This is a genomic window from Georgenia sp. Z1491 (assembly GCF_049856175.1).
Taxonomy (GTDB): Bacteria; Actinomycetota; Actinomycetes; order Actinomycetales; family Actinomycetaceae; genus JB111.
The window spans coordinates 168169-187545 of sequence record NZ_JBNDNA010000008.1 but is presented as its reverse complement, the minus strand read 5'-3'; the positions used below and the strand labels follow the sequence as shown (position 1 = coordinate 187545).

Below are 19377 nucleotides of genomic sequence, written 5' to 3'. Positions count from 1 at the left end.
AAGGGGCAGCGCCGTCTCGATGGCCTGGACGGCATGATCATCAGCCTCTACGCAGGCGGGATGACGTTGCGGGACGTCGAGCACCACCTCGCGACCACGATCGGCACCGAGATCAGTTACGAGACGATCTCCAAGGTCGTGGACCAGATCAGCGAGGAGGTCCTGGCCTGGCAGCACCGCCCGTTGGAGGCGCTGTATCCGGTGATCTACCTCGACGCGATCGTGGTCAAGATCCGCGATGGCGGACACGTGCGCAACAGGTCCGCCCATCTCGCCATCGGCGTCGATATGGACGGGATCAAGCACGTCCTGGGTATCTGGGTCCAGGCCAGCGAGGGAGCGAAGTTCTGGGCCGGCGTCTGCGCCGAGCTGGCCAACAGGGGCGTGCGTGACGTGCTGATCGTGTGCTGCGACGGGCTCACGGGGTTCCCCGAGGCCGTCGAAGCGACCTGGCCCCAGGCGACCGTGCAGACCTGCGTGGTCCACCTGATCCGGGCCGCGACGAGGTTCGTGAACTACAAGGACCGTAAGGCTCTGACGGCCGCGCTGCGGCCGATATACCAGGCGCCCAGCGCTGAGGCCGCCCTGGAGGTGCTGGAGGCCTTCGAGGCCAGCGAGCTCGGCCGTCGCTACCCCTCGGCGGTCAAGACGTTCCGCGCCGCGTGGGAGCGGTTCACCCCGTTCCTGGCGTTCCCGCCCGAACTCAGGCGGGTCATCTACACGACCAACGCGATCGAGTCGCTGAACTACCAGCTCCGCAAGGTCACCAAGAACCGGGGCCATTTCCCCAACGACGCCGCGGCAGTGAAGCTGCTGTGGCTGGCGATCTGCAACATCGAGGACAAAAGAGCGCGCGAGCGAGCCAAGGAACGAGGACGACCCGCCGCCGAGCGACGAGCCTCGGGCCGGCTCGTCGAGGGCGCTGTCACCACGAACTGGAAGACGGCCCTCCAACAGCTCTCACTGGTCTACCCCGACCGAATCAACCCCCACCTCTGACCCGGCCCCCTTACACAGACAACTTGACAGGCTCAACGGCAACGGCAACGGCAACGGCGACGGCGGGACGGCGCGACACCGCGACCCGCTCCGCAACGGGCAGAACCGCGCTCACTCGCCACACAGACCGCAACGGACTGAACCGCGCTCACTCGCCACACGGACCGGAGCGGGCAGAACCCCGCTCACTCGTCACACGGAGCGAGCAGAAGTCCGCTCACTCGCCGCACGGAGCGAGCAGAACCCCGCTCACTCGCCAGGATCGGCAGGATCGGCAGGATCAGGAGGGGTGGCGTTCGTGACCGGCGCGCTGGTCGAGCTTGTCCTTGGTCGACCACAGGCCGGCCGACGGCGTGGAGATGTAGAAGACCCGCTCGCCGTCGGGCATGGTGTTCCACCCGTCGGTCATGACGTCCGGGTCGTAGCGCCGCAGCGCCTCGTCGACGTCCAGGTACCGGTAGCCCACGCCCTCGATCTCCTCGCGCGTGAGATGCCCCGGCGCGTAGGTGATCGTGAAGCGGCCCTCGCTCGATCCGTGCGGGAGGTGCGCGGTGCCGTGCGGGATGTCCTGCATGTCGGCCTCGCTCTGGTAGAGCTCGACCGCCTCGGACTGCGAGATGTAGCCGTACTTGCGGATGAGCGCGTCGACCTCGGGCTGCTCGCCGAACCGCTCCACGCCGGGGGCGATGACGAGGAGCTCGCCGCCGTCGGCGATCGCCATGCGCGTGCGGTACACGGCCTTGTTCGCGACCCACAGCGCCCGGAACTCGTCCGCCTGCATGACGGCGACGATCTTGTCGACCGGCTCGTCGAACTGGGTGATGTTCTGCTCCTGCGAGGCCCGCGCGGCGTCCAGGTAGGTCTCGAGGTCGTCACCGACGTAGAGACCGGTGTGCCGCAGCGCGCCGGTGTCGTCGTAGTCCATGACGACCTGGAGGTAGACGTCGGGCAGGTCGCCGAGGAAGTGGTCCTCGGCGTAGTTGAAGCACTGGCGCACCGGCGTGAGGAGGTTGCCGAGGTTGTTCTCGATCCCGTACACGGCCGACGCCATGTGGGAGGCGCCCAGCAGCCGCTTCCCGCCCAGGCCGATGAAGTAGTTCTTGTTGTGGTTGGCGAAGCCGAGCACCTCGTGGGGCACCACGTGGCCGACGTTGATCACCAGGTCCCACCGCTCGGTGACGAGCATCGTGTTGAGGTCGACCGGCATCTCCCAGTCGACGGCGCCACCGGTCGCCTCGCGCACGACCTCGGCCGGCACGGTCCCGACGTTCGTCACGCCGTTCTTCCAGTCGTGGGCATGGATCCGTTCCTCGGGGATCGAGCCGAACATCCACCGGTTCTCCTCCGGGGTGTGCGGCACGTGCTGCCCGAGCGTGGGGATGACGTGCACCTCGGCCCCGGCGTCGTCGAGCCGCCGGTAGAGGTACTCGGTCATCCAGCCCGTGCCGGAGTGCGCGCGGGTGAGGTCCGGCGGCAGCAGCAGGACCCGGCGGTACTCCGCGATCGACAGGCGTTCGGCGGCCTCGGTGAGCAGCCGGTCGCACGCCTCCTCGATGCGCTCGCGGGAGAGGAATCGGGCTTCGTCCGTGAACCACGTCATGGCACAGAGCATGACGGGAAGTGACTCGCGCAGCCACCTGTTGGCAAGGGTTGGCAACGTGGTGGCCGTCCCGGGCGCCTTCGGGACGATGAGCCCATGAGCGACGACGCCCACCCCTCTCAGCTTGCGCATCCCGACCGACTGCTCCCCGCCGAGCCGGCTCTGCGGGACGTCGCCCGGCGCCTGTACGACGCCACGAAGGACCTCCCGATCATCTCCCCGCACAGCCACGTGCCGCCCGCGTGGCTGGTCGACGACGAACCCTTCCCCGACCCGGCGTCGCTGCTCATCGTCCCGGACCACTACGTGCTGCGTCTGCTGCACGCGAACGGCGCCGACCTGGCCGACCTCGGGCGCGGCCCGGACGGGCCGGTCGAGCTCGACGAGGCGGCCGCCCGCAAGGCGTGGCGCATCCTGTGCGAGAACTACCACCTCTTCCGCGGCACACCGGTGAAGTACTGGTTCGACACCACGTTCGCCGACGTCTTCGGGATCACCGCGGCCCCGTCCGCCGCCACCGCCGACGCGCTCTACGACCAGATCGCCGAGGCCCTGACGACCCCGGCGTTCCGGCCGCGCGCGCTGTTCGACCGCTTCGGCATCGAGGTGCTGGCGACCACGGACGACCCGCTCGACGACCTCGCGGCGCACCGTGCCCTCGCCGAGGACGAGAGCTTCACGGGCCGCGTGGTCCCCACGTTCCGGCCGGACCGGTTCCTCGAGCTCGGCCGCCCGGACTGGCCGGGGCTCGCCCGTTCGTTGGGCGAGGTGGCCGACATCGACACCGGGTCCTACGCCGGCTACGTCGCCGCGATCGAGGCCCGCCGCCGATACTTCAAGGACCACGGGGCGGTCTCCTCGGACCACTCCCACCTCGACCTCGGCACCGAGCCCCTGTCCGAGACCGAAGGGAGCCGCATCTACGCCGCCGCACTGCGCGGCGAGGCATCCACCGACGAGTCCGTGGCGTTCCGCCGGCACATGATGAGCGAGACCGCCCGCATGGCCACCGAGGACGGCCTCGTCATGACCCTGCACCCCGGCGTCCGCCGCGACCACGACCCGGACAACCTCGCCGCGCACGGGCACGACGTCGGCTCCGACATCCCGGTCTCCGTCGAGGTCACCGACTCCCTGCGCCCGCTCCTGGGCCGCTACGGCAACCACCCGAACCTCCACCTCGTGCTGTTCACCATCGACGAGACGGTGTACTCCCGCGAGGTCGCCCCCCTCGCCGGCTTCTACCGGTCCTTCTACGCGGGCGTACCGTGGTGGTTCATCGACGCACCCGAGGCGATCCGCCGGTTCCGCGGCGCCGTCACCGAGACGGCCGGCTTCTACCGCACGTCCGGGTTCATCGACGACACGCGCGCGTTCCTGTCCATCCCCACCCGGCACGACATGTCCCGCCGGCTCGACGCCGCCTACCTCGCCGAGCTCGTGGCCACCCACCGGCTCACGGAGGAGGAGGCTGCGGCGACCGCTCTCGACCTCGTGACGACGATCCCGAAGCAGGTGTTCAAGCTGTGACTGACCGGCTCTCCCGCGGCCCGGACCGGCCGGCCGCCCCCATCCGGCTCGTGCACGTGGGCCTGGGGAACTTCTTCCGTGCCCACCAGGCCTGGTACACCGAGCACAGCCCGGACGCCGCGGACTGGGGGTACGCCGCGTTCACCGGACGCAACCCCGCGGCGGCCGAGGCGCTCGGCCCGCAGGAGGGTCTGTACACGCTCGTGACCCGGGGCCCCGAGCGGGACGAGCTGGAGATCGTCGGCTCGATCAGTGCCGTCCACGGGTCGACCGAGCACGAGGCCTGGCTCGGGTACCTGCGGGACCCCGCGGTCGCCGTCGTCACCCTCACCGTCACGGAGGCCGGCTACCTGCGCGGCCCCGACGGCGGGCTCGACCTCGCCCACGAGGGCGTGGCCGCCGACGTCGAGGCACTGCGCGCGGACCCGACCGCCCCGGTGACCACCGCGCCCGCGCGCCTCGCGTCCGGCCTGCTGGCCCGCCGCGCCGCGGCCGCCGGGCCGATCACCCTGCTGTCCTGCGACAACCTCCCGCACAACGGTGAGGTCCTGCGCCGGGTCGTCACGGACCTGCTCGCCGCGGTCGGCGCGGACCCCGCCACGACCGACGACGTCGACTTCGCGGGCTCCATGGTCGACCGCATCACCCCCGCCGCCACCGACGACGACGCGGCCCTCGTCGAGCGCGAGCTCGGCGTGGCCGACAGCTCCCCGGTGACGACGGAGCCGTTCAGCGAGTGGGTCGTCGCCGGGTCCTTCCCGGCCGGCCGGCCCCGCTGGGAGGAGGCCGGAGCGACGCTCGTCGACGACGTCGAGCCCTACGAGCGGCGCAAGCTGCTGCTGCTCAACGGCGCACACTCGCTCATGGCCTACGCCGGTCCGGTCCTCGGGCACGAGCGGGTCGACCAGGCCTTCGACGACTCCCGCGTCCGGGCGTGGGTCGAGCAGCTCTGGGACGACGCCGCGCCGATCCTCGAGCTCCCCGCCGACGAGCTCGACGCCTACCGCGAGGCGCTCCGGGGACGCTTCGCCAACCCCCGCATGCGCGACTCGCTCGCGCGGATCGCGATGGACGGCTCCCAGAAGCTCCCCGTCCGCCACGTCCCCGTGCTGCGGGCCGCGCGGTCGGCCCGTCGGCTGCCCGCCGGGGTCGTCGTGGCGCTGGCGGCCTGGATCACGCACCTGCGCGGCTGCGGCGTCCCCGTCAACGATGTCCAGGGGGACCGCTGGCGGTCCCTGGCCGCCGGGTCGGCCGGCGAGGCCGTGGCCGCGGTCCTCGGCGAGCTGGTGCCGGAGCTCGCGGGCGACGAGGAGCTGCGCGACGCCGTCGTCGATCGACTCGACGCGTTCGAGGTGCCGGGCGGCCCGGGAGACACCTCCGCGGGCAGGGGTCCGCAGCCGTGGGCGTGATCGTCGGACTCGACGTCGGCACGACGGCGGCGAAGGCGGTGGCCGTGGACACCGCGTCCGGATGGCGCACGTCCGCCAACGCCGAGTATCGGCTCGACGCGCCGCGGCCCCGGTGGCAGGTGCAGGACCCGTCGGCCGTCCTCGCCGCCGTCGACACCGTGCTCGCCGAGGTGGCCCGGGCCGTGGGTGACCGCGGCGGAGGCGCCGGCAGCTCCCGGAGCGCCGGCGGCGCCTCCCGTGCGCGCCCCACCGGTGCCACCGGCGAGCTGGAGGTCCTCGGGGTCGGCACCGCCATGCACGGGCTGATCGGCATGGACGCCGAGCTGCGACCCGTCACCGAGCTCATCACGTGGGCGGACACCCGCGCGCACGCCGAGGCCGCCGAGCTGCGCGCGCAGGGGCGCGCCACCGAGCTGCTCGAGCGCTCGGGCACGCCCGTCCACCCCATGAGCCCCCTGACCAAGCTCATGTGGTTCGGCCGCCACGACCGGTCCACGCTGCACGCCGCCCGCCACTGGATCGGGCTCAAGGACCTCGTCCTGCTCCACCTCACGGGCCGGGTCGTCACCGAGCTGTCCACGGCGTCGGCCTCCGGCCTGGTCGACCTGGCTGCTCGTGACTGGTCGCCCGGATCGCTCGATCTCGCCGGCGTGTCCCGCGAGCAGCTGCCGGACATCCTGCCCACGACGGCCCTGCTCGAGCTCTCGTCCGCAGCCGCGGACCGGACCGGGCTACCGTCGGGCCTGCCGGTCAACTCGGGCGCCACCGACGGCCCGCTCGGCAACCTGGGGACGGGAGCGATCGCCCCCGGCGTCGCCGGCATGTCGATCGGCACGAGCGGCGCGGTGCGCACGGTCGTGCCGGAGCCGCGCACGGACTCCCGCGGCCGGCTGTTCTGCTACGCGCTGACCGACGACGCGTGGGTGCTCGGCGGCGCCGTGAGCAACGGCGGCCTGGTCATGCGCTGGGCGGCCGAGACCTTCCTCCCGCAGGCCGACGGCACGGCCCGAGACGCCGAGGCCCTCGCGCTCGCCGCCCAGGCGCCGCCAGGCAGCGACGGCCTCGTCATGCTGCCCTACCTGCTGGGGGAGCGGGCGCCCCTGTGGGACCCCGATCTCTCCGGCTCCTACCTGGGCGTACGGCACGCGCACGGCCGGGAGCACTTCATGCGCGCCGCCCTGGAGGGCGTGTGCCTGCAGATGGCGGACCTCGTCGACGTGCTCGACGGCGTCACCCCGGTCACCGAGGTGCGGTGCACGGGCGGGGTCTTCCGGTCCGGACTCTGGCGCGGCGTCATGGCCGCGGCCCTCGGGCGACCCCTGGTCCCCACCGACGACGCCGAGGGATCCGCCCTGGGATCGGTCGCGCTCGCGCTCCTGGCGACCGGCCGGGCGGACGACCTGACGGGCGCGCTCGCGCAGGTGGCCCCCGCCGGCGGGGCCGACGAGGCCGTCGAGGTCCCGGAAGCGGACCGCGCGACCTATGCGCGCGTGCGCGGCCGGACCCTGGACCTCCTTCGCGGCTACGGCGAGCTCGCCGAGCACCTCGCGGACCTGGCCGACGCGCGGGGCTGAGGGCGATGCGCCCCGGTGACACGCCGGATACCTGGCGCACCGCCCGCGCCGGCGCAAGCGGTGTTCGCCGAGAGCGGTCCGACCTGCGGGACCGGCGGTGCCCGATTAGGTTTGGGAGGTGACGGACGTAGGAAATGCGAGCTTTCGGTACCGCGACACCGCGGTGCTGTCGGTGACGCACATCGAGGCCCCGGTGCGGGTGCCGTCGACCGATTTCGAGGACCGGCTGGCCGACACGCGCCGGCGCCTGCGCATCCCGGACCACATGCTCGAGCGTGTCTCCGGCGTGGTCGAACGGCGCTGGTGGGAGCCCGGCACGAGGTTCGACGACCCGGCGATCGAGGCCGGCGCGAAGGCACTCGCGGACGCCGGCGTCGACGCGTCGCGGGTCGGGCTCCTCGTCAACACCTCGGTCACCCGCACCCACCTCGAGCCCTCGGTCGCGGTCCGGATCCACCACGGGCTGTCGCTGCCGAGCTCGGCGCTGAACTTCGACCTCGCGAACGCGTGCCTCGGGTTCGTCAACGGAATGATGCTGGCCGCCACCATGATCGACTCCGGCCAGATCGAGTACGCCGTCATCGTCAACAGCGAGGATCCGCGCGAGACGCAGCGGACGACGATCGAGCGGCTCGGCCGGTCCGACGCCACGCGCGAGGACTACAGCCGCGAGTTCGCGTCCCTCACGCTGGGCGCCGGCGCCGCGGCAGCCGTGCTCGGTCCCGCGGGGCGGCACCCCGGCAGCCACCGCGTGGTCGGGGGCGTGAGCCGCGCCGGCACCGAGCACCACGAGCTGTGCGTGGGGGACCTCGACGGGATGTTCACCGACACGAAGGGTCTGCTCGACGGCGGGCTCGCCCTCGTGACGGACGCCTGGCGGGAGGCCCACAACGGTGCCGGCTTCGACTGGACCGACATGGACCGCTACGTCACGCACCAGATCTCCACCCCCTACACCAGGGCGGTCATCGATGCGATCGACCTGCCCGCCGACCGCGTGCCGATCACCTTCTCCCACTGGGGCAACGTCGGGCCGGCCTCCCTGCCGATGACCCTGGCCGCCCAGGCCGAGAGCCTCGAGACGGGCGACCGCGTGCTGTGCATGGGCGTGGGCTCCGGCCTCAACACCGCCATGCTCGAGCTCGCCTGGTGACGGGCCCGCCGCCGGGTCTGTCCGGCCTCGACCAGCGGTGGAGCCGCCACGTCACCGTGGCCGGCGGCCGAGACCGGCCGACCACCTGGCACCTGCTCGACAACGAGGCGGACCTCGTCGCACCGGCGCGCGGGACGCTGCTCGCCGTCCACGGGAACCCCACCTGGTCCTACCTGTGGCGGGAACTCCTGCACGCGGGGGCCGGCGCCGGGTGGCGGGTGATCGCCGTGGATCAGCCCGGCATGGGGTACTCGCCGCGGGACGGGCGTCGGCGACGCCTGGCCGAGCGCGTGGCGGACCTCGGCGCACTCACCGACCAGCTCGGTCTGACCGCGCCGGTCGTCACCGTTGGGCACGACTGGGGCGGGGTCGTCTCGCTGGGGTGGGCCACCGAGCACCCCGAGCTGCTCGCCGGGGTCGTGGTCATGAACACCGCCGTCCACCACGACGGCGCCACGCCGATCCCCGGGCTGCTTCGCCTGGCCGGTCACCCGGCGGTGCACGGATGGGCCACGAGCGGGACCACCGCCTTTCTCGACGCCACGCTCGCCCTGGCCGGTCCCGGGCTGACGACGGACGTCCGCCGCGCCTACCGCGCGCCCTACCGCCGCGCCGCCGACCGGCGCGCGATCGCCGACTTCGTCGCCGACATCCCCGCGTCCCCCGACCACCCGAGCCACCCCGCGCTCGCCCGGATCGCCGAGGGCACCGCACGGCTGCACGTGCCGGCGCTCGTGATGTGGGGACCGCGAGACCCCGTGTTCCTGGAACGCTACCTGCGCGACCTGCTCGCCCGCCTGCCGCACGCCGACGTCCACCGGTTCGAGGGAGCGGGCCACCTGCTGCCCGAGGACGCCGACGTCGCCGGCACCGTCGTGCGTTGGTTGGGCGAGACCTTCGCCGACACGGACGAGACGCACGGACCCCGGCACCGGGCCGGCGGACGCACACCCGACGCGGGCGCCACCGAGGGACGCACACCCGACGCGGGCGCCACCGAGGGACCCACCGCCGCGGACCGACCGGCCCCCTACCGCCCGCTCAGCGCGGTCCTCGAGGACAACGCCGACAGCGACGCCGCCGCCGTGGTCGCACTGTCCGCCGACGGCACCGACACGGTGAGCTGGCGCGAGCTCGCCGCGCGGGCCCGCCACCTGGCCCTCGGGCTCCACGACCTCGGCGTCCGGCCGGGGCAACGCGTCAGCCTGCTCATCACGCCGGGGGTCGAGCTCACCACCGCGCTGTTCGCCTGCCTGCGCCTGGGCGCCGTCGTCGTCCTCGCCGACCAGGGGCTCGGCCTGCGCGGCATGAGCCGGGCGCTGCGCGGCGCCGACCCGAGCGTCGTCGTCGGCATCGAGCGCGGACTGGTCGGCGCGCGGCTCCTGCGCTGGCCGGGCCGCCGCGTCGCCGCCGCGCCCGGACAGGCGCGGGCACGTGCCCTCGGTGCGGAGACCACCGTCGACGACCTCGTCGCACGTGGCGCGCACCTCGAGCGGACCGGCGCGACCCCGCCCGCGGGTCCGGACCCGGACGACGACGCCGCGATCCTGTTCACCTCCGGCTCGACCGGCCCCGCCAAGGGGGTCGTCTACAGCCACCGCCGCCTCGCCGCCATGCGGGACGCGCTTGCCGCGACCTACGACCTCGGCCCCGGATCCTCGTTCGTGGCAGGCTTCGCGCCGTTCGCCCTCATCGGCACCGCCCTGGGCTCGCTCGCGGTCACGCCGGACATGGACGTCACCGCGCCGGCCACGCTCACGGCCTCGGCCCTGGCCGACGCGGTCGCCGCGGGCGAGGCCACTGCGGTCTTCACGTCGCCGTCGGCGCTGGTCAACGTGCTCCGGACGGCCGACGAGCTCGACGACGAACGTCGCGGTGCGCTCGCACGCGTGGGACTCTTCCTCTCCGCCGGCGCCCCGATCGCGCCCGAGCTGCTCGCCGAGGTGGGCCGCATCATGCCCGCGGCCGCCGCGCACACCCCGTACGGCATGACGGAGATGCTCCCGGTCACCGACATCGACCTCGACGGCATCCGTGCCGCGGCCGACGACGCCGCCCGAGAGGACCTGGTCGTCGGTGCGGGCGGGGGGACGTGCGTGGGCCTACCCGCGAGCGGGGCACGGGTCCGGATCGCCGGGCTCGACGCCGACGGCCGGGCCACCGGCGAGGCGACGTCGGCCCCCGGCGTCACCGGAGAGGTCCTCGTCACCGGTCCGCACCTCAAGCGCACCTACGACCGCCTGTGGGCCACCCAGGCCGCGAGCGCCGACCACCCGGGCTGGCACCGCACCGGCGACGTCGGGCACCTCGACTCCGCCGGACGCCTGTGGATCGAGGGGCGCCTCGGGCACGTCGTCCGCACGGCTCACGGCGTCGTGACGCCCGTGGCGATCGAGCACGCCGCACAGGCCGTGCGGGGCGTGCGTCGCGCGGCCGCGGTCGGCGTCGGCCCGGACGGGGCGCAGCAGGTGGTCGTCGTCCTCGAGACCGACCCGCAGGTCGACCCGCGGTCCGCCGCTCAACCTTCGCTCGCCACGCCCGGACTCACGCGGGCCGTGCGCTCCGCCGTCGGGGCGAGGTGCGGCCGCGACGTCGCTGCGGTGCTCAGGGTCCCCGAGCTCCCCACCGACGTGCGGCACAACGCGAAGGTGGAGCGCGCAAGGATCGGGCGGTGGGCCGAGCGTGCGCTGGGCGGCGGACGGATGGGCGCGCCGTGAGCCGCGTCCTCGTCACCGGCGCCAGCGGCATGCTCGGCCGGGCCACGGCCGAGCGGCTCGTGGCGGCCGGCCACGACGTGCGCACGTTCCAGCGCCGGCCCGCCGGGGTCGCCGGCGCGGCCGACTCGCTCGGGTCCCTCACCGACGACGAGGCGGTGCGTCGCGCCGCCGAGGGGCGCGACGCCGTCGTCCACCTCGCCGCCAAGGTCTCGGTCAGCGGACCGCGCCGGGACTACGAGCAGGTCAACGTCGAGGGGACGCGCCGCCTGCTGGCCGCGGCGGGGGCGGCGGGCGTGACCCGGTTCGTCCACGTCTCCTCGCCGTCCGTCGCGCACATCGGGGACGCCCTCGTCGGTGCGGGCGCCGGTCCGGCCGAGCCCGGGCTCGCACGCGGCCACTACGCGCGCACCAAGGCGGCGGCCGAGCGGCTCGCGCTCGCGGCCGACGGCCCGGGCCTCGCCGTCGTGGCGGTACGACCGCACCTCGTGTGGGGACCGGGGGACACCCAGCTCGTCGGACGGATCGTCGAGCGAGCCCGGGCGGGTCGGCTCCCGCTGCTCGACCAGGGTGCGGCGCTCATCGACTCGGTGTACGTCGACAACGCCGCCGACGCCCTCGTGGCCGCCCTCGACCGTGCCGAGGACGTCCACGGTCAGGCGTTCGTCGTCACCAACGGCGAGCCCCGGCCGGTGGGTGACCTCCTGGCCGGGATCTGTCTCGCGGCCGGTGTGGCGCCGCCCGCGTGGCGCGTGCCCGCGGTGCTGGCTCGCGCGGCGGGCACGGTCGTGGAGACCCTCTGGGCGGTACGCCCGGGTCCCGACGAACCACCGATGACGCGCTTCCTCGCCGAGCAGCTCTCGACGGCGCACTGGTTCGACCAGCGACGGACCCGAGCCGAGCTCCGGTGGCGGCCGGCCGTCAGCATCGACGAGGGCCTGGCGCGCCTCGCCGCGCACGCCCGACGCGCCTGAGCGCCGCCCGACGCCCGACGCCCGACGCACCTGAGCGCCGCGCACGCCCGACGCGCCTGAGCGCCGCCCGACGCGCCTGACCGGCTCGTCGCCGCCGTCAGTCCGCGAAGCGCTCGGACCGCTCGACCACCCCGCCCGCGCGGCTGTAGACCTCGCGGCCCGCGATGAAGGTGCGCTCCACGTGCGCGGTGGTGTCGAGCGGGTCGCCGCTCCACACGACCACGTCGCCGTCGCGCCCGGCCTCCAGCGCGCCCACGCGGGTGTCGAGGCGCAGGAACGCGGCCGGGTTCGTCGTCAGCGCCTCGATCGCGGTGCGCGGGTCGAGACCGTCCTTCACGGCGAGGCTGGCCTGCAGGACGAGGAGGTTGATCGGCACCACCGGGTGGTCGGTGGTGATGGCGACGCGGACGCCCGCGCCCGCGATCTGCGCGAGGTGCGGGGTGGCCCGGTCGACGATCTCGACCTTCGACCGGCTGGTGATCATCGGACCGTAGATGACGGGGATGTCCCGCTCGGCGAGGACGTCGGCGATCTTGTGGGCCTCCGTGCCGTGGTTGAGGACGAGCCGGTAGCCGAACTCGTCGGCCAGGCGCACGGCGGTCGCGAGGTCGTCGTGCCGGTGGGAGTGCTGGTCCCAGGCCAGCGTCCCGTCGAGGACGGCGGCGAGGGCCTCCATCGTCACGTCCCGGTCGAACGGCTTGCCCTCGGTCGCGGCGTGGGCGCGGCGCGCGGCATAGTTCTGCGCGGCGGTGAACGCCTCCCGGATGATCTTCGCGACGCCGAGGCGGGTCGACGGGGTGACCTTCTGCTCGCCGTAGACGCGCTTGGGGTTCTCGCCGAGGGCCGACTTCACGGAGACGGCGTCGGAGATGACCTGCTCGTCGACGGTGCGCCCGCCCCAGGTCTTGATGGCGACGGTCTGGCCGCCGATCGGGTTGCCGGAGCCGGGCTTGACCACGGCGGTCGTCACGCCCCCGGCGAGGGCGTCGCGGAAGCCCTCCTCGTCGATGTCGATGGCGTCGATCGCACGGACGCCGGCCTGGTTGGGGCCGGTCATCTCGTTGACGTCGTTGCCGGCCCAGCCCCGCCCCTCCTCGGAGACGCCGAGGTGGGCGTGGGACTCGACGAAGCCGGGCAGGACGACCTGGCCGGTGGTGTCGACCCGTTCGACGCCGTCGGGGATCGTCACCGAGCCGACCGGTCCGACGGCGGTGATGACGCCGTCCGAGACGAGCACGACGCCGTCGGGCACGTCGGCGCTCGCGACCGGGCGCACGAGGCCTCCCACGAGTGCGACGGACGCACCGGGGCGGTCGGCGGTGGGGACGGGGAAGAAGGGGCTGATCGAGGTCATGCCACCGATCATCCCACCGGCACGGCGGCGTCGACGGTCGGTGCCGCGGCCGTGCCCGGGGCGCCGAGCACGGACCGGCGCTACGGCTCCGGCACCGGCCAGAGCGCCACGGGGGTGTTGGTGTCCATGTTCCGGCGATAGTCGAGGAGCATCCGGCCGATCGCCACCTGGCGGGTCACGCCGCCGGACTCGTAGGCGTCCACCGCTGCGACCTGCCAGGACGCCCCGTTCTGCCGGCGCTCCACCCGCTGGGCGATGATCCCCAGGTAGTGGTCGGCCACGTCCTTGTCCACGCCGAGGCTCGCGAGCCCGGAGCGTGCCATCGGTAGCAGGATGCCCTCGATCAGCTCGAGCGCGTCGATCTCGAGCTCGCCCGGCCAGCTGAGCCGCGCGTCGATCCCGTGCCGCGCCGCGGCCTCGAAGTTGTCGCGGGCGGCGGAGAACGGCATCCGCGTCCAGGTGGGCCGGTCCTCGCGCACGAGGGCCTCGACGGCGCCGTAGAAGAACGCCGCGTTGGCCACCGTGTCGACGACCGTCGGTCCGGCCGGCAGCACGCGGTTCTCCACCCGGACGTGCGGTCGTCCGCCAGAGACGGCGTAGATCGGGCGGTTCCAGCGGTAGACGGTGCCGTTGTGCAGCGTGAGCTCGTCGAGCGTGGGGGTGCCGCCGGCGGCGAGGACCTCGAACGGGTCGGCGTCGGTGGTCTCCGGCAGCAGGGCCGGGTAGTAGCGGACGTTCTCCTCGAACAGGTCGAAGATCGAGGTGATCCAGCGTTCGCCGAACGTGACGATGGGCCGCACGCCCTGGTGCCGCAGCTCCGGCGCTCGGGTGTCGGTGGCCTGGAGGAACACCACCGGTCGGGTCTCGGCCCACAGCTTGTGGCCGAACAGCAGGGGGGAGTTGGCTCCGAGCACGAGCTGGGGGCCCGCCAGGAGCTGGGCGGAGTTCCAGTAGCGCGCGAACTGCTCGGGGCGCACCTGGAGGTGCAGCTGGGTCGACGTGCACACGGACTCCACGGCGATCGACTCGAACGTGGCGGACAGGGGTTCCGGGCCGGCGATCTCCAGCGTGATCTCCTCGTGGCGCGCCATCCGGATGGCGGCGTCGAGCGCGAGGTACCGGTCGTCGTCGGAGATCCAGTCCCGCTCGGCGTGCTCGGGGCCCAGCGTGGGCAGGATGCCGGTCATGACGATGTCGACGCCGAGCTCGCGGGCGCGGTCGCGGGCGTGGTTGAGCGTGTCCCGCACGTCCGTCTCGAGGTCGGCGAGCGTGGTGCCGGACAGCACCCGTGGCTCGACGTTGAGCTCGATCGTGTACTTCCCCAGCTCGCTCTGGTAGCTCGGGTCCGCGATCCCGGCCAGGACCTCGGCGTTGGTGCTCGCGGGGGCTCCGTCGCCGGTGACGAGGGCGAGCTCGATCTCCAGGCCGGTGCTCGAGACGTCCTCCGCGAAGTGGCCGCGCGCGAGCATGACCTCGAGCGCGTCGAGGCACTGCGCGACCTTCGCGCGGTACCGGGTCCGGTCCGCGCCGGAGTAGCTCGTCTGCGTGATCTCGCGTCCCATGACCAGATGCTCGCACCCGGGGCGGCGCCGCGCGCGTCCGACCTCGTGCGCGCCCGGCATCCGGTCGGACCGCGTCGGTCGTGGGCCGGGTCCGCCCCGGTCCTCGGGTGTGCCCGCGCCGCCCGTACACTGCAGCGATGACCTCGGACGACGTGGATCCCGCACGCCGGTCACCGTCCGAACCCGGTCCCGATCCCGCACGCGTCGAGGCGGAGGCGGAGACCGACGACTCCCTCGACGTGACCGCGCAGCCCGCCGTTCGCCGGGGCCGGGTCCTGCACCGCCGGATGCCGTGGTGGGTCATCGGCGTCGTCGTCCTCCTCGTGGCCGTGGGGTCCGCCGTCGTCGGGGTCGCGACGGCGCACGTGACCACCACGGTGGGACCGCACCGCGCGGACGTCGAGATCACCCTCGACTCCGACCTCACCATCGACCTGGGGCCTGCCGGCAACGTCGTGCTCGACTCGCCGCTGCCCGCCGAGCTCGGCGTCACTGCGGTCGTCAAGGAGCTCCCGGCGGACGCGACGGTCGGCGTGGAGGGCGGCCTCGTCCCGGGGCTGCTCGCCGACGCGGAGTCCTACGCCCGCCTGCTGGCCTACCCGGACGCCGCGTTCGCGGAACCCACCCGCGCACTGATCGACGACGTGCTGGCCCGCTCGACGCTGATCGCGGCCGTCGCGCTGACGGCCGTCGCCGCCGTCCACACCGGCCTGCACGGGACCTGGTCGCGGTCGTTCCGCCTGGTGACCGACCGGCCGGTCGTCGGCTCCCTGGTCGCGTGCGCCGTCGCCGTCGGGCTGCTCGCCGCGATCGTCCCGGCGACCCGGAACGATGCGCCGCCCGGCGTGACCATCGCGTCCTTCCGGGGCACCCCGCTCGAGGAGGCGACGATCTCCGGCCGGCTCGGCGATCTGCTCCAGGCGTACGGCCCGACCATCCGCCTCTTCTACGACGGCAACACCGAGTTCGCCGGGGAGGCCCGCGCGTCTCTCGAGGCAGGTCTCGAGGAGGCCGGCAGGTGGTCGACCGGGCCCGACGGCGAACGGCCCGAGAACGTGACGACCGCGATGTTCTACACGGACGTGCACTGCAACGTCGGCGCGGCCGAGGTCGTGGGCCACGCCGCGGAGCTCGTCGAGGCCGACCTCGTCGTCGACGGCGGGGACACGACCATCGCGGGCACCGCCATCGAGCAGTTCTGCGTCGACGCGATCGACAGCTCGATGCCCGACGAGGCCACCTACGTCGTGGCGGCCGGCAACCACGACTCGATCGTCACCGTCGACCAGATGCGGCGGGCCGGCTGGACCGTGCTCGACGGGTCGATCATCGAGGTCGCCGGCCTGCGGATCATCGGCGACACCGACCCGCGGATCACCACGCTCGACCAGCCCACCGTCCAGGAGCGCGCCGAGACCTGGGAGGAGACGGCCCTTCGGATCGGCGAGGACTCCTGCGAGGCCCTGGCCGACGGCGACCCGGTCGACCTGGCCGTCCTCCACGACGCCTTCGGCGGGCGCCGCGTGGCCTGGACAGGATGCGTCCCGCTCACGCTATCCGGCCACATCCACACCCACGTGGGCCCCGAGATCGACGGGCTGGGCGTGCGCTGGGTCGAGGGCGCGGCCGGCGGGCAGGGCCAGGGTGTGCCCACCCTCGGGGCCGTCCGGGAGCCGGCGCCGATGGGGCAGATCGAGTTCGACTCCGAGACGGGCGATGCCCTGCGCTACCGGAGGATCGTCCTCGAGCCGGACGCGACCGTCGGTGTGGGGCAGTGGCAGGAGATGCCCGACGCACTGCCCATTCCCAAGGTGGACATCGACGGCGACGAGGTGGACCCCGAGAGCCGCTCCGGCGGTCCGGGGGAGAGCCCGAGCGGGTTCGGCGACGAGGTGCCCTCGGAGGGGCCGCCGCCCACCGACGGCGCGGACGAGGGTACTGATGGCGCGGACGAGGGTGCTGACGGGGCGGACGAGGGCCCGGACGGCGGCTGACCCGGTCGCGACCGCGAACCGTGCCCGCCCGCGCCGGCAGTCATACTGAACGCGTGACCCGACGAACCCCCCGCCGTCGTCCCGACGACCCGACCCCCGACCGTGGGGCCGATGTCGTCGATGCCGAGCTCGACGAGCATGTCCCGCACGACGACCGCGACGCGGCGCTCGACGAGCACACGGACGACGACGGCTGGGAGGACGTCGTCGACCGCGCGGAGCCGAGCGAGCACGAGAGGGCCGGAGGCGCACCGCGCGAGCTGTCGATCCTGCTCGTGCTCGCCGGGCTCGCGGGCCTGTGGGCCTCGATCGAGCTCGTCCGCTCCGAGCTCATCGTCGCGGCCGACCCGGGCGCGGCGCTCGGCTGCGACATCAACCCGCTCATCGGCTGCGGCACGTTCCTGTCGACCTGGCAGGCGCACGCCCTCGGCATCTCGAACGCACTCCTCGGGACGGCCGCCTTCGGCGCGCTGCTGGCGACCGGACTGATCCTGCTCTCCGGCGGGCGCCTCGGGCGCTGGTTCTGGTGGCTGCTGACCGCCGGGGCGGCCTTCGCCCTCGTCGCGCTCGTGTTCTTCGTCTACACGGCGTTCTACGAGATCCGGGCGCTGTGCCCCTACTGTCTCGTGGTCTGGGCGGCGATCATCCCCGTCATCGTCCACGTCCCCGCCCGGGCGGCCCAGGCGGGCCACCTACGGCTGGGGGAGCGGCTGACGCGTACGCTCGTCCTCGACCGGTGGATCATCACCGGCGTGCTCTACGCGGCGATCGTCCTGTACGCACTGGTCCACTTCTGGGACCAGTGGATGCTGATGGCGCGCTGAGCGCCGGGGCAGTCCGGCGGACCGTCGGCTCCGAACCCCCGCCGACGACGCCTGCCGACCCAGCTCCGAGGAGCCGCTCATGACCGGTACGACCACGAGCCGCGCGGACCGCGCGCGCCGGCTCGCCGACCTCGTGGCCAGGGTCGCGACCGGTGACGAGGCGGCGTTCGCCGATCTGTACGACGCGACCGCGCCGATGGTCCACGGCACGTGCGTGCGGGTCCTGCGCGACCCTGACCTGGCCGCGGAGGTCACCCAGGAGGTGATGATCGAGGTGTGGACCAGGCCCCACCGCTTCGACCCCTCCAGGGGGAGCGTGCCGGCGTGGATCGCGACCATGGCTCACCGTCGTGCGATCGACCGGGTACGCGCCGTCCAGGCGCAGCGGGACCGGGACGAGGTCGCGGGCGTGCGGGGCTACGGACGGCCCTACGACGACGTGAGCGAGAGCGTCGAGCGCTCCAGCGATCGCGAGCGGCTCGTCTCGTGCCTCGGGACGCTGACCGACGTGCAACGCGACGCCGTGGAGCGCGCCTACTTCGGTGGACGCACCTACCGGGAGGTCGCCCACGACCTCGGGGCGGCGCTGCCGACCGTGAAGTCGAGGATCCGGGACGGCCTCGCGCGGCTGCGGACCTGCCTGGGGGTGGCGTGATGGAGGGGAGGCCGATGGACGACGACCCGTCGCGGCGCGGGCGGGACGACGCGGCTCACGAGCGGGCCGAGGTCGACGCCCTGCTGCACGCCTGGGCGCTCGACGCGGTCGACGACGCCGAGCGTGCGCGTGTCGAGCGTGCGGTGCGGGAGGACCCCGAGCTCGCCGCTGAGGCCCGCGCGCTGCGGGAGACGGCGGCCCTGCTGGCCGAGGGTGGTGCGATCGCCCCGCCGGAGGGGATGCGTGCCCGCGTGCTCGGGGCGGTCGCGCGGACGCCGCAGGAACGCCGTGCGGGCCCCGACGAGGGTCCCGGCACCGACGTCGACGGCGCCGGTGCCGCGGGCGGGCTCGGGGGCGCCGCTGCCGACGGCGTCGGCGGAACGGTTGACTCACTCGGCCGCGTCGGGAAGCCGGCCGAAGCCGTCGACGAGGTCGGCGCGGCCCGCCGCAGCCGTCGCTGGCCCCGCGTGCTGGTGGCCGCCGCCGCGGTCCTCGCGATCGCCGTGACCGGGACCGTGGCCGTGCAGCAGTACCGGCGCGCGGAGGAGACGCAGCAGGAGATCGCGGCGATCCACGACCTGCTCGCCCGCCCGGGCAGCGAGCTCGTGGTCGCCGAGGTGGCCGGTGGCGGGACCGCGGCCGCGGTGCTCGGCGACGGCGAGGCGGTGTTCGTCGCCGGTGGACTGCCGGAGCTCGGCGAGGACCGCGACTACCAGCTGTGGGTGATCGATGCGGCGGGCGCGGAGTCGGCGGGCGTCCTCACGGCGCACGACGGTCGCGCCAGGGCCGAGCTCCCGCAGCTCGCAGGCGGGGACGTCCTCGGTGTGACTGTCGAGCCCGCCGGCGGGTCGGACGGCCCCACGAGCGACCCGATCGTCACCCTCGCGGGCGGGTAGGGCCGGCCGCGAGCCGGTCGCGAGCCGGTCGCGGGCCGGTCGCGGGCCGGCGCGACGGCCCGCGACCAGCGGCTCAGGGCCCGAGCCGACCGGCGGCTCAGGGCCCGAGCCGACCGGCGGCTCAGGGCCCGAGCCGACC

The 19377-nt window shown here is 74.0% G+C and carries 14 protein-coding genes; 11 read left to right on the top strand and 3 right to left on the bottom strand.

What is annotated here, in order from left to right; translation table 11 throughout:
• Positions 1–999: IS256 family transposase (locus tag ACPYO4_RS10190; RefSeq protein ID WP_425709122.1), on the top strand; the 999-nt coding region annotated here is incomplete at its 5' end.
• A gap of 280 nt (positions 1000–1279) precedes the next feature.
• On the opposite strand, the gene ACPYO4_RS10185 is transcribed toward ACPYO4_RS10190, so the two are convergent.
• Positions 1280–2599, bottom strand: a complete 1320-nt coding sequence (locus tag ACPYO4_RS10185; RefSeq protein ID WP_425709121.1) for a lactate racemase domain-containing protein — start codon at positions 2597–2599, stop codon at positions 1280–1282.
• A 96-nt stretch (positions 2600–2695) separates the two neighbouring features.
• Here ACPYO4_RS10185 and uxaC point away from each other — a divergent pair, with 96 nt between their 5' ends.
• The 6 genes from uxaC (at position 2696) to ACPYO4_RS10155 (ending at position 11953) form a co-directional block, all read left to right on the top strand.
• Complete coding sequence (gene uxaC, locus ACPYO4_RS10180; RefSeq protein ID WP_425709120.1) at positions 2696–4129, top strand: glucuronate isomerase; 1434 nt, start codon at positions 2696–2698, stop codon at positions 4127–4129.
• A complete protein-coding gene (locus ACPYO4_RS10175; RefSeq protein ID WP_425709119.1) occupies positions 4126–5538 on the top strand; it encodes a mannitol dehydrogenase family protein in 1413 nt (470 codons plus the stop codon). The genes uxaC and ACPYO4_RS10175 overlap by 4 nt, the downstream gene beginning before the upstream one ends.
• The gene (locus ACPYO4_RS10170; RefSeq protein ID WP_425709118.1) at positions 5529–7112 is read left to right on the top strand and encodes a gluconokinase; all 1584 of its coding nucleotides are present in this window, start codon (positions 5529–5531) and stop codon (positions 7110–7112) included. Before ACPYO4_RS10175 ends, ACPYO4_RS10170 begins: the two co-directional genes overlap by 10 nt.
• A gap of 118 nt (positions 7113–7230) precedes the next feature.
• A complete protein-coding gene (locus ACPYO4_RS10165) occupies positions 7231–8265 on the top strand; it encodes a 3-oxoacyl-ACP synthase III (RefSeq protein WP_425709117.1) in 1035 nt (344 codons plus the stop codon).
• Positions 8262–10982 carry an alpha/beta fold hydrolase gene (locus ACPYO4_RS10160; protein WP_425709116.1) on the top strand — a complete coding sequence of 907 codons (2721 nt, stop codon included), beginning with the start codon at positions 8262–8264 and terminating at the stop codon, positions 10980–10982. Before ACPYO4_RS10165 ends, ACPYO4_RS10160 begins: the two co-directional genes overlap by 4 nt.
• Positions 10979–11953 (top strand): NAD-dependent epimerase/dehydratase family protein, encoded by a 975-nt coding sequence (locus ACPYO4_RS10155; protein ID WP_425709115.1) that lies wholly within the window; start codon positions 10979–10981, stop codon positions 11951–11953. The genes ACPYO4_RS10160 and ACPYO4_RS10155 overlap by 4 nt, the downstream gene beginning before the upstream one ends.
• A gap of 97 nt (positions 11954–12050) precedes the next feature.
• Here ACPYO4_RS10155 and ACPYO4_RS10150 read toward each other — a convergent pair whose 3' ends face one another.
• Both ACPYO4_RS10150 and ACPYO4_RS10145 read right to left on the bottom strand, forming a co-directional pair.
• The gene (locus ACPYO4_RS10150) at positions 12051–13307 is read right to left on the bottom strand and encodes an amidohydrolase (RefSeq protein WP_425709114.1); all 1257 of its coding nucleotides are present in this window, start codon (positions 13305–13307) and stop codon (positions 12051–12053) included.
• 80 nt (positions 13308–13387) lie between these two features.
• On the bottom strand, positions 13388–14869 hold the full coding sequence (locus ACPYO4_RS10145) for a glutamate--cysteine ligase (RefSeq protein ID WP_425709113.1): 1482 nt from the start codon (positions 14867–14869) through the stop codon (positions 13388–13390).
• A gap of 137 nt (positions 14870–15006) precedes the next feature.
• Between ACPYO4_RS10145 and ACPYO4_RS10140 the strand changes: the two genes are divergently transcribed.
• The 4 genes from ACPYO4_RS10140 (at position 15007) to ACPYO4_RS10125 (ending at position 19238) form a co-directional block, all read left to right on the top strand.
• Positions 15007–16863 carry a hypothetical protein gene (locus ACPYO4_RS10140; RefSeq protein WP_425709112.1) on the top strand — a complete coding sequence of 619 codons (1857 nt, stop codon included), beginning with the start codon at positions 15007–15009 and terminating at the stop codon, positions 16861–16863.
• A 53-nt stretch (positions 16864–16916) separates the two neighbouring features.
• The gene (locus ACPYO4_RS10135) at positions 16917–17687 is read left to right on the top strand and encodes a vitamin K epoxide reductase family protein (protein WP_425709111.1); all 771 of its coding nucleotides are present in this window, start codon (positions 16917–16919) and stop codon (positions 17685–17687) included.
• Positions 17688–17766: 79 nt separating this feature from the next.
• Positions 17767–18342 carry an ECF RNA polymerase sigma factor SigK gene (sigK, locus tag ACPYO4_RS10130; RefSeq protein WP_425709110.1) on the top strand — a complete coding sequence of 192 codons (576 nt, stop codon included), beginning with the start codon at positions 17767–17769 and terminating at the stop codon, positions 18340–18342.
• Positions 18343–18356: 14 nt separating this feature from the next.
• Positions 18357–19238: an anti-sigma factor domain-containing protein gene (locus ACPYO4_RS10125; RefSeq protein WP_425709109.1), complete on the top strand. Its 882-nt coding sequence runs from the start codon at positions 18357–18359 to the stop codon at positions 19236–19238.
• The last annotated feature ends 139 nt before the right edge of the window (positions 19239–19377 follow it).

What these genes read in the sequence shown, in the direction of transcription:
- ACPYO4_RS10150 (WP_425709114.1), bottom strand. Translation starts at nt 13,307, where the DNA reads ATGACCTCGATCAGCCCCTTCTTCCCCGTCCCCACCGCCGACCGCCCC.
- uxaC (WP_425709120.1), top strand. Translation starts at nt 2,696, where the DNA reads ATGAGCGACGACGCCCACCCCTCTCAGCTTGCGCATCCCGACCGACTG.
- ACPYO4_RS10125 (WP_425709109.1), top strand. Translation starts at nt 18,357, where the DNA reads ATGGACGACGACCCGTCGCGGCGCGGGCGGGACGACGCGGCTCACGAG.
- ACPYO4_RS10145 (WP_425709113.1), bottom strand. Translation starts at nt 14,869, where the DNA reads ATGGGACGCGAGATCACGCAGACGAGCTACTCCGGCGCGGACCGGACC.
- ACPYO4_RS10185 (WP_425709121.1), bottom strand. Translation starts at nt 2,599, where the DNA reads ATGACGTGGTTCACGGACGAAGCCCGATTCCTCTCCCGCGAGCGCATC.
- sigK (WP_425709110.1), top strand. Translation starts at nt 17,767, where the DNA reads ATGACCGGTACGACCACGAGCCGCGCGGACCGCGCGCGCCGGCTCGCC.
- ACPYO4_RS10140 (WP_425709112.1), top strand. Translation starts at nt 15,007, where the DNA reads ATGACCTCGGACGACGTGGATCCCGCACGCCGGTCACCGTCCGAACCC.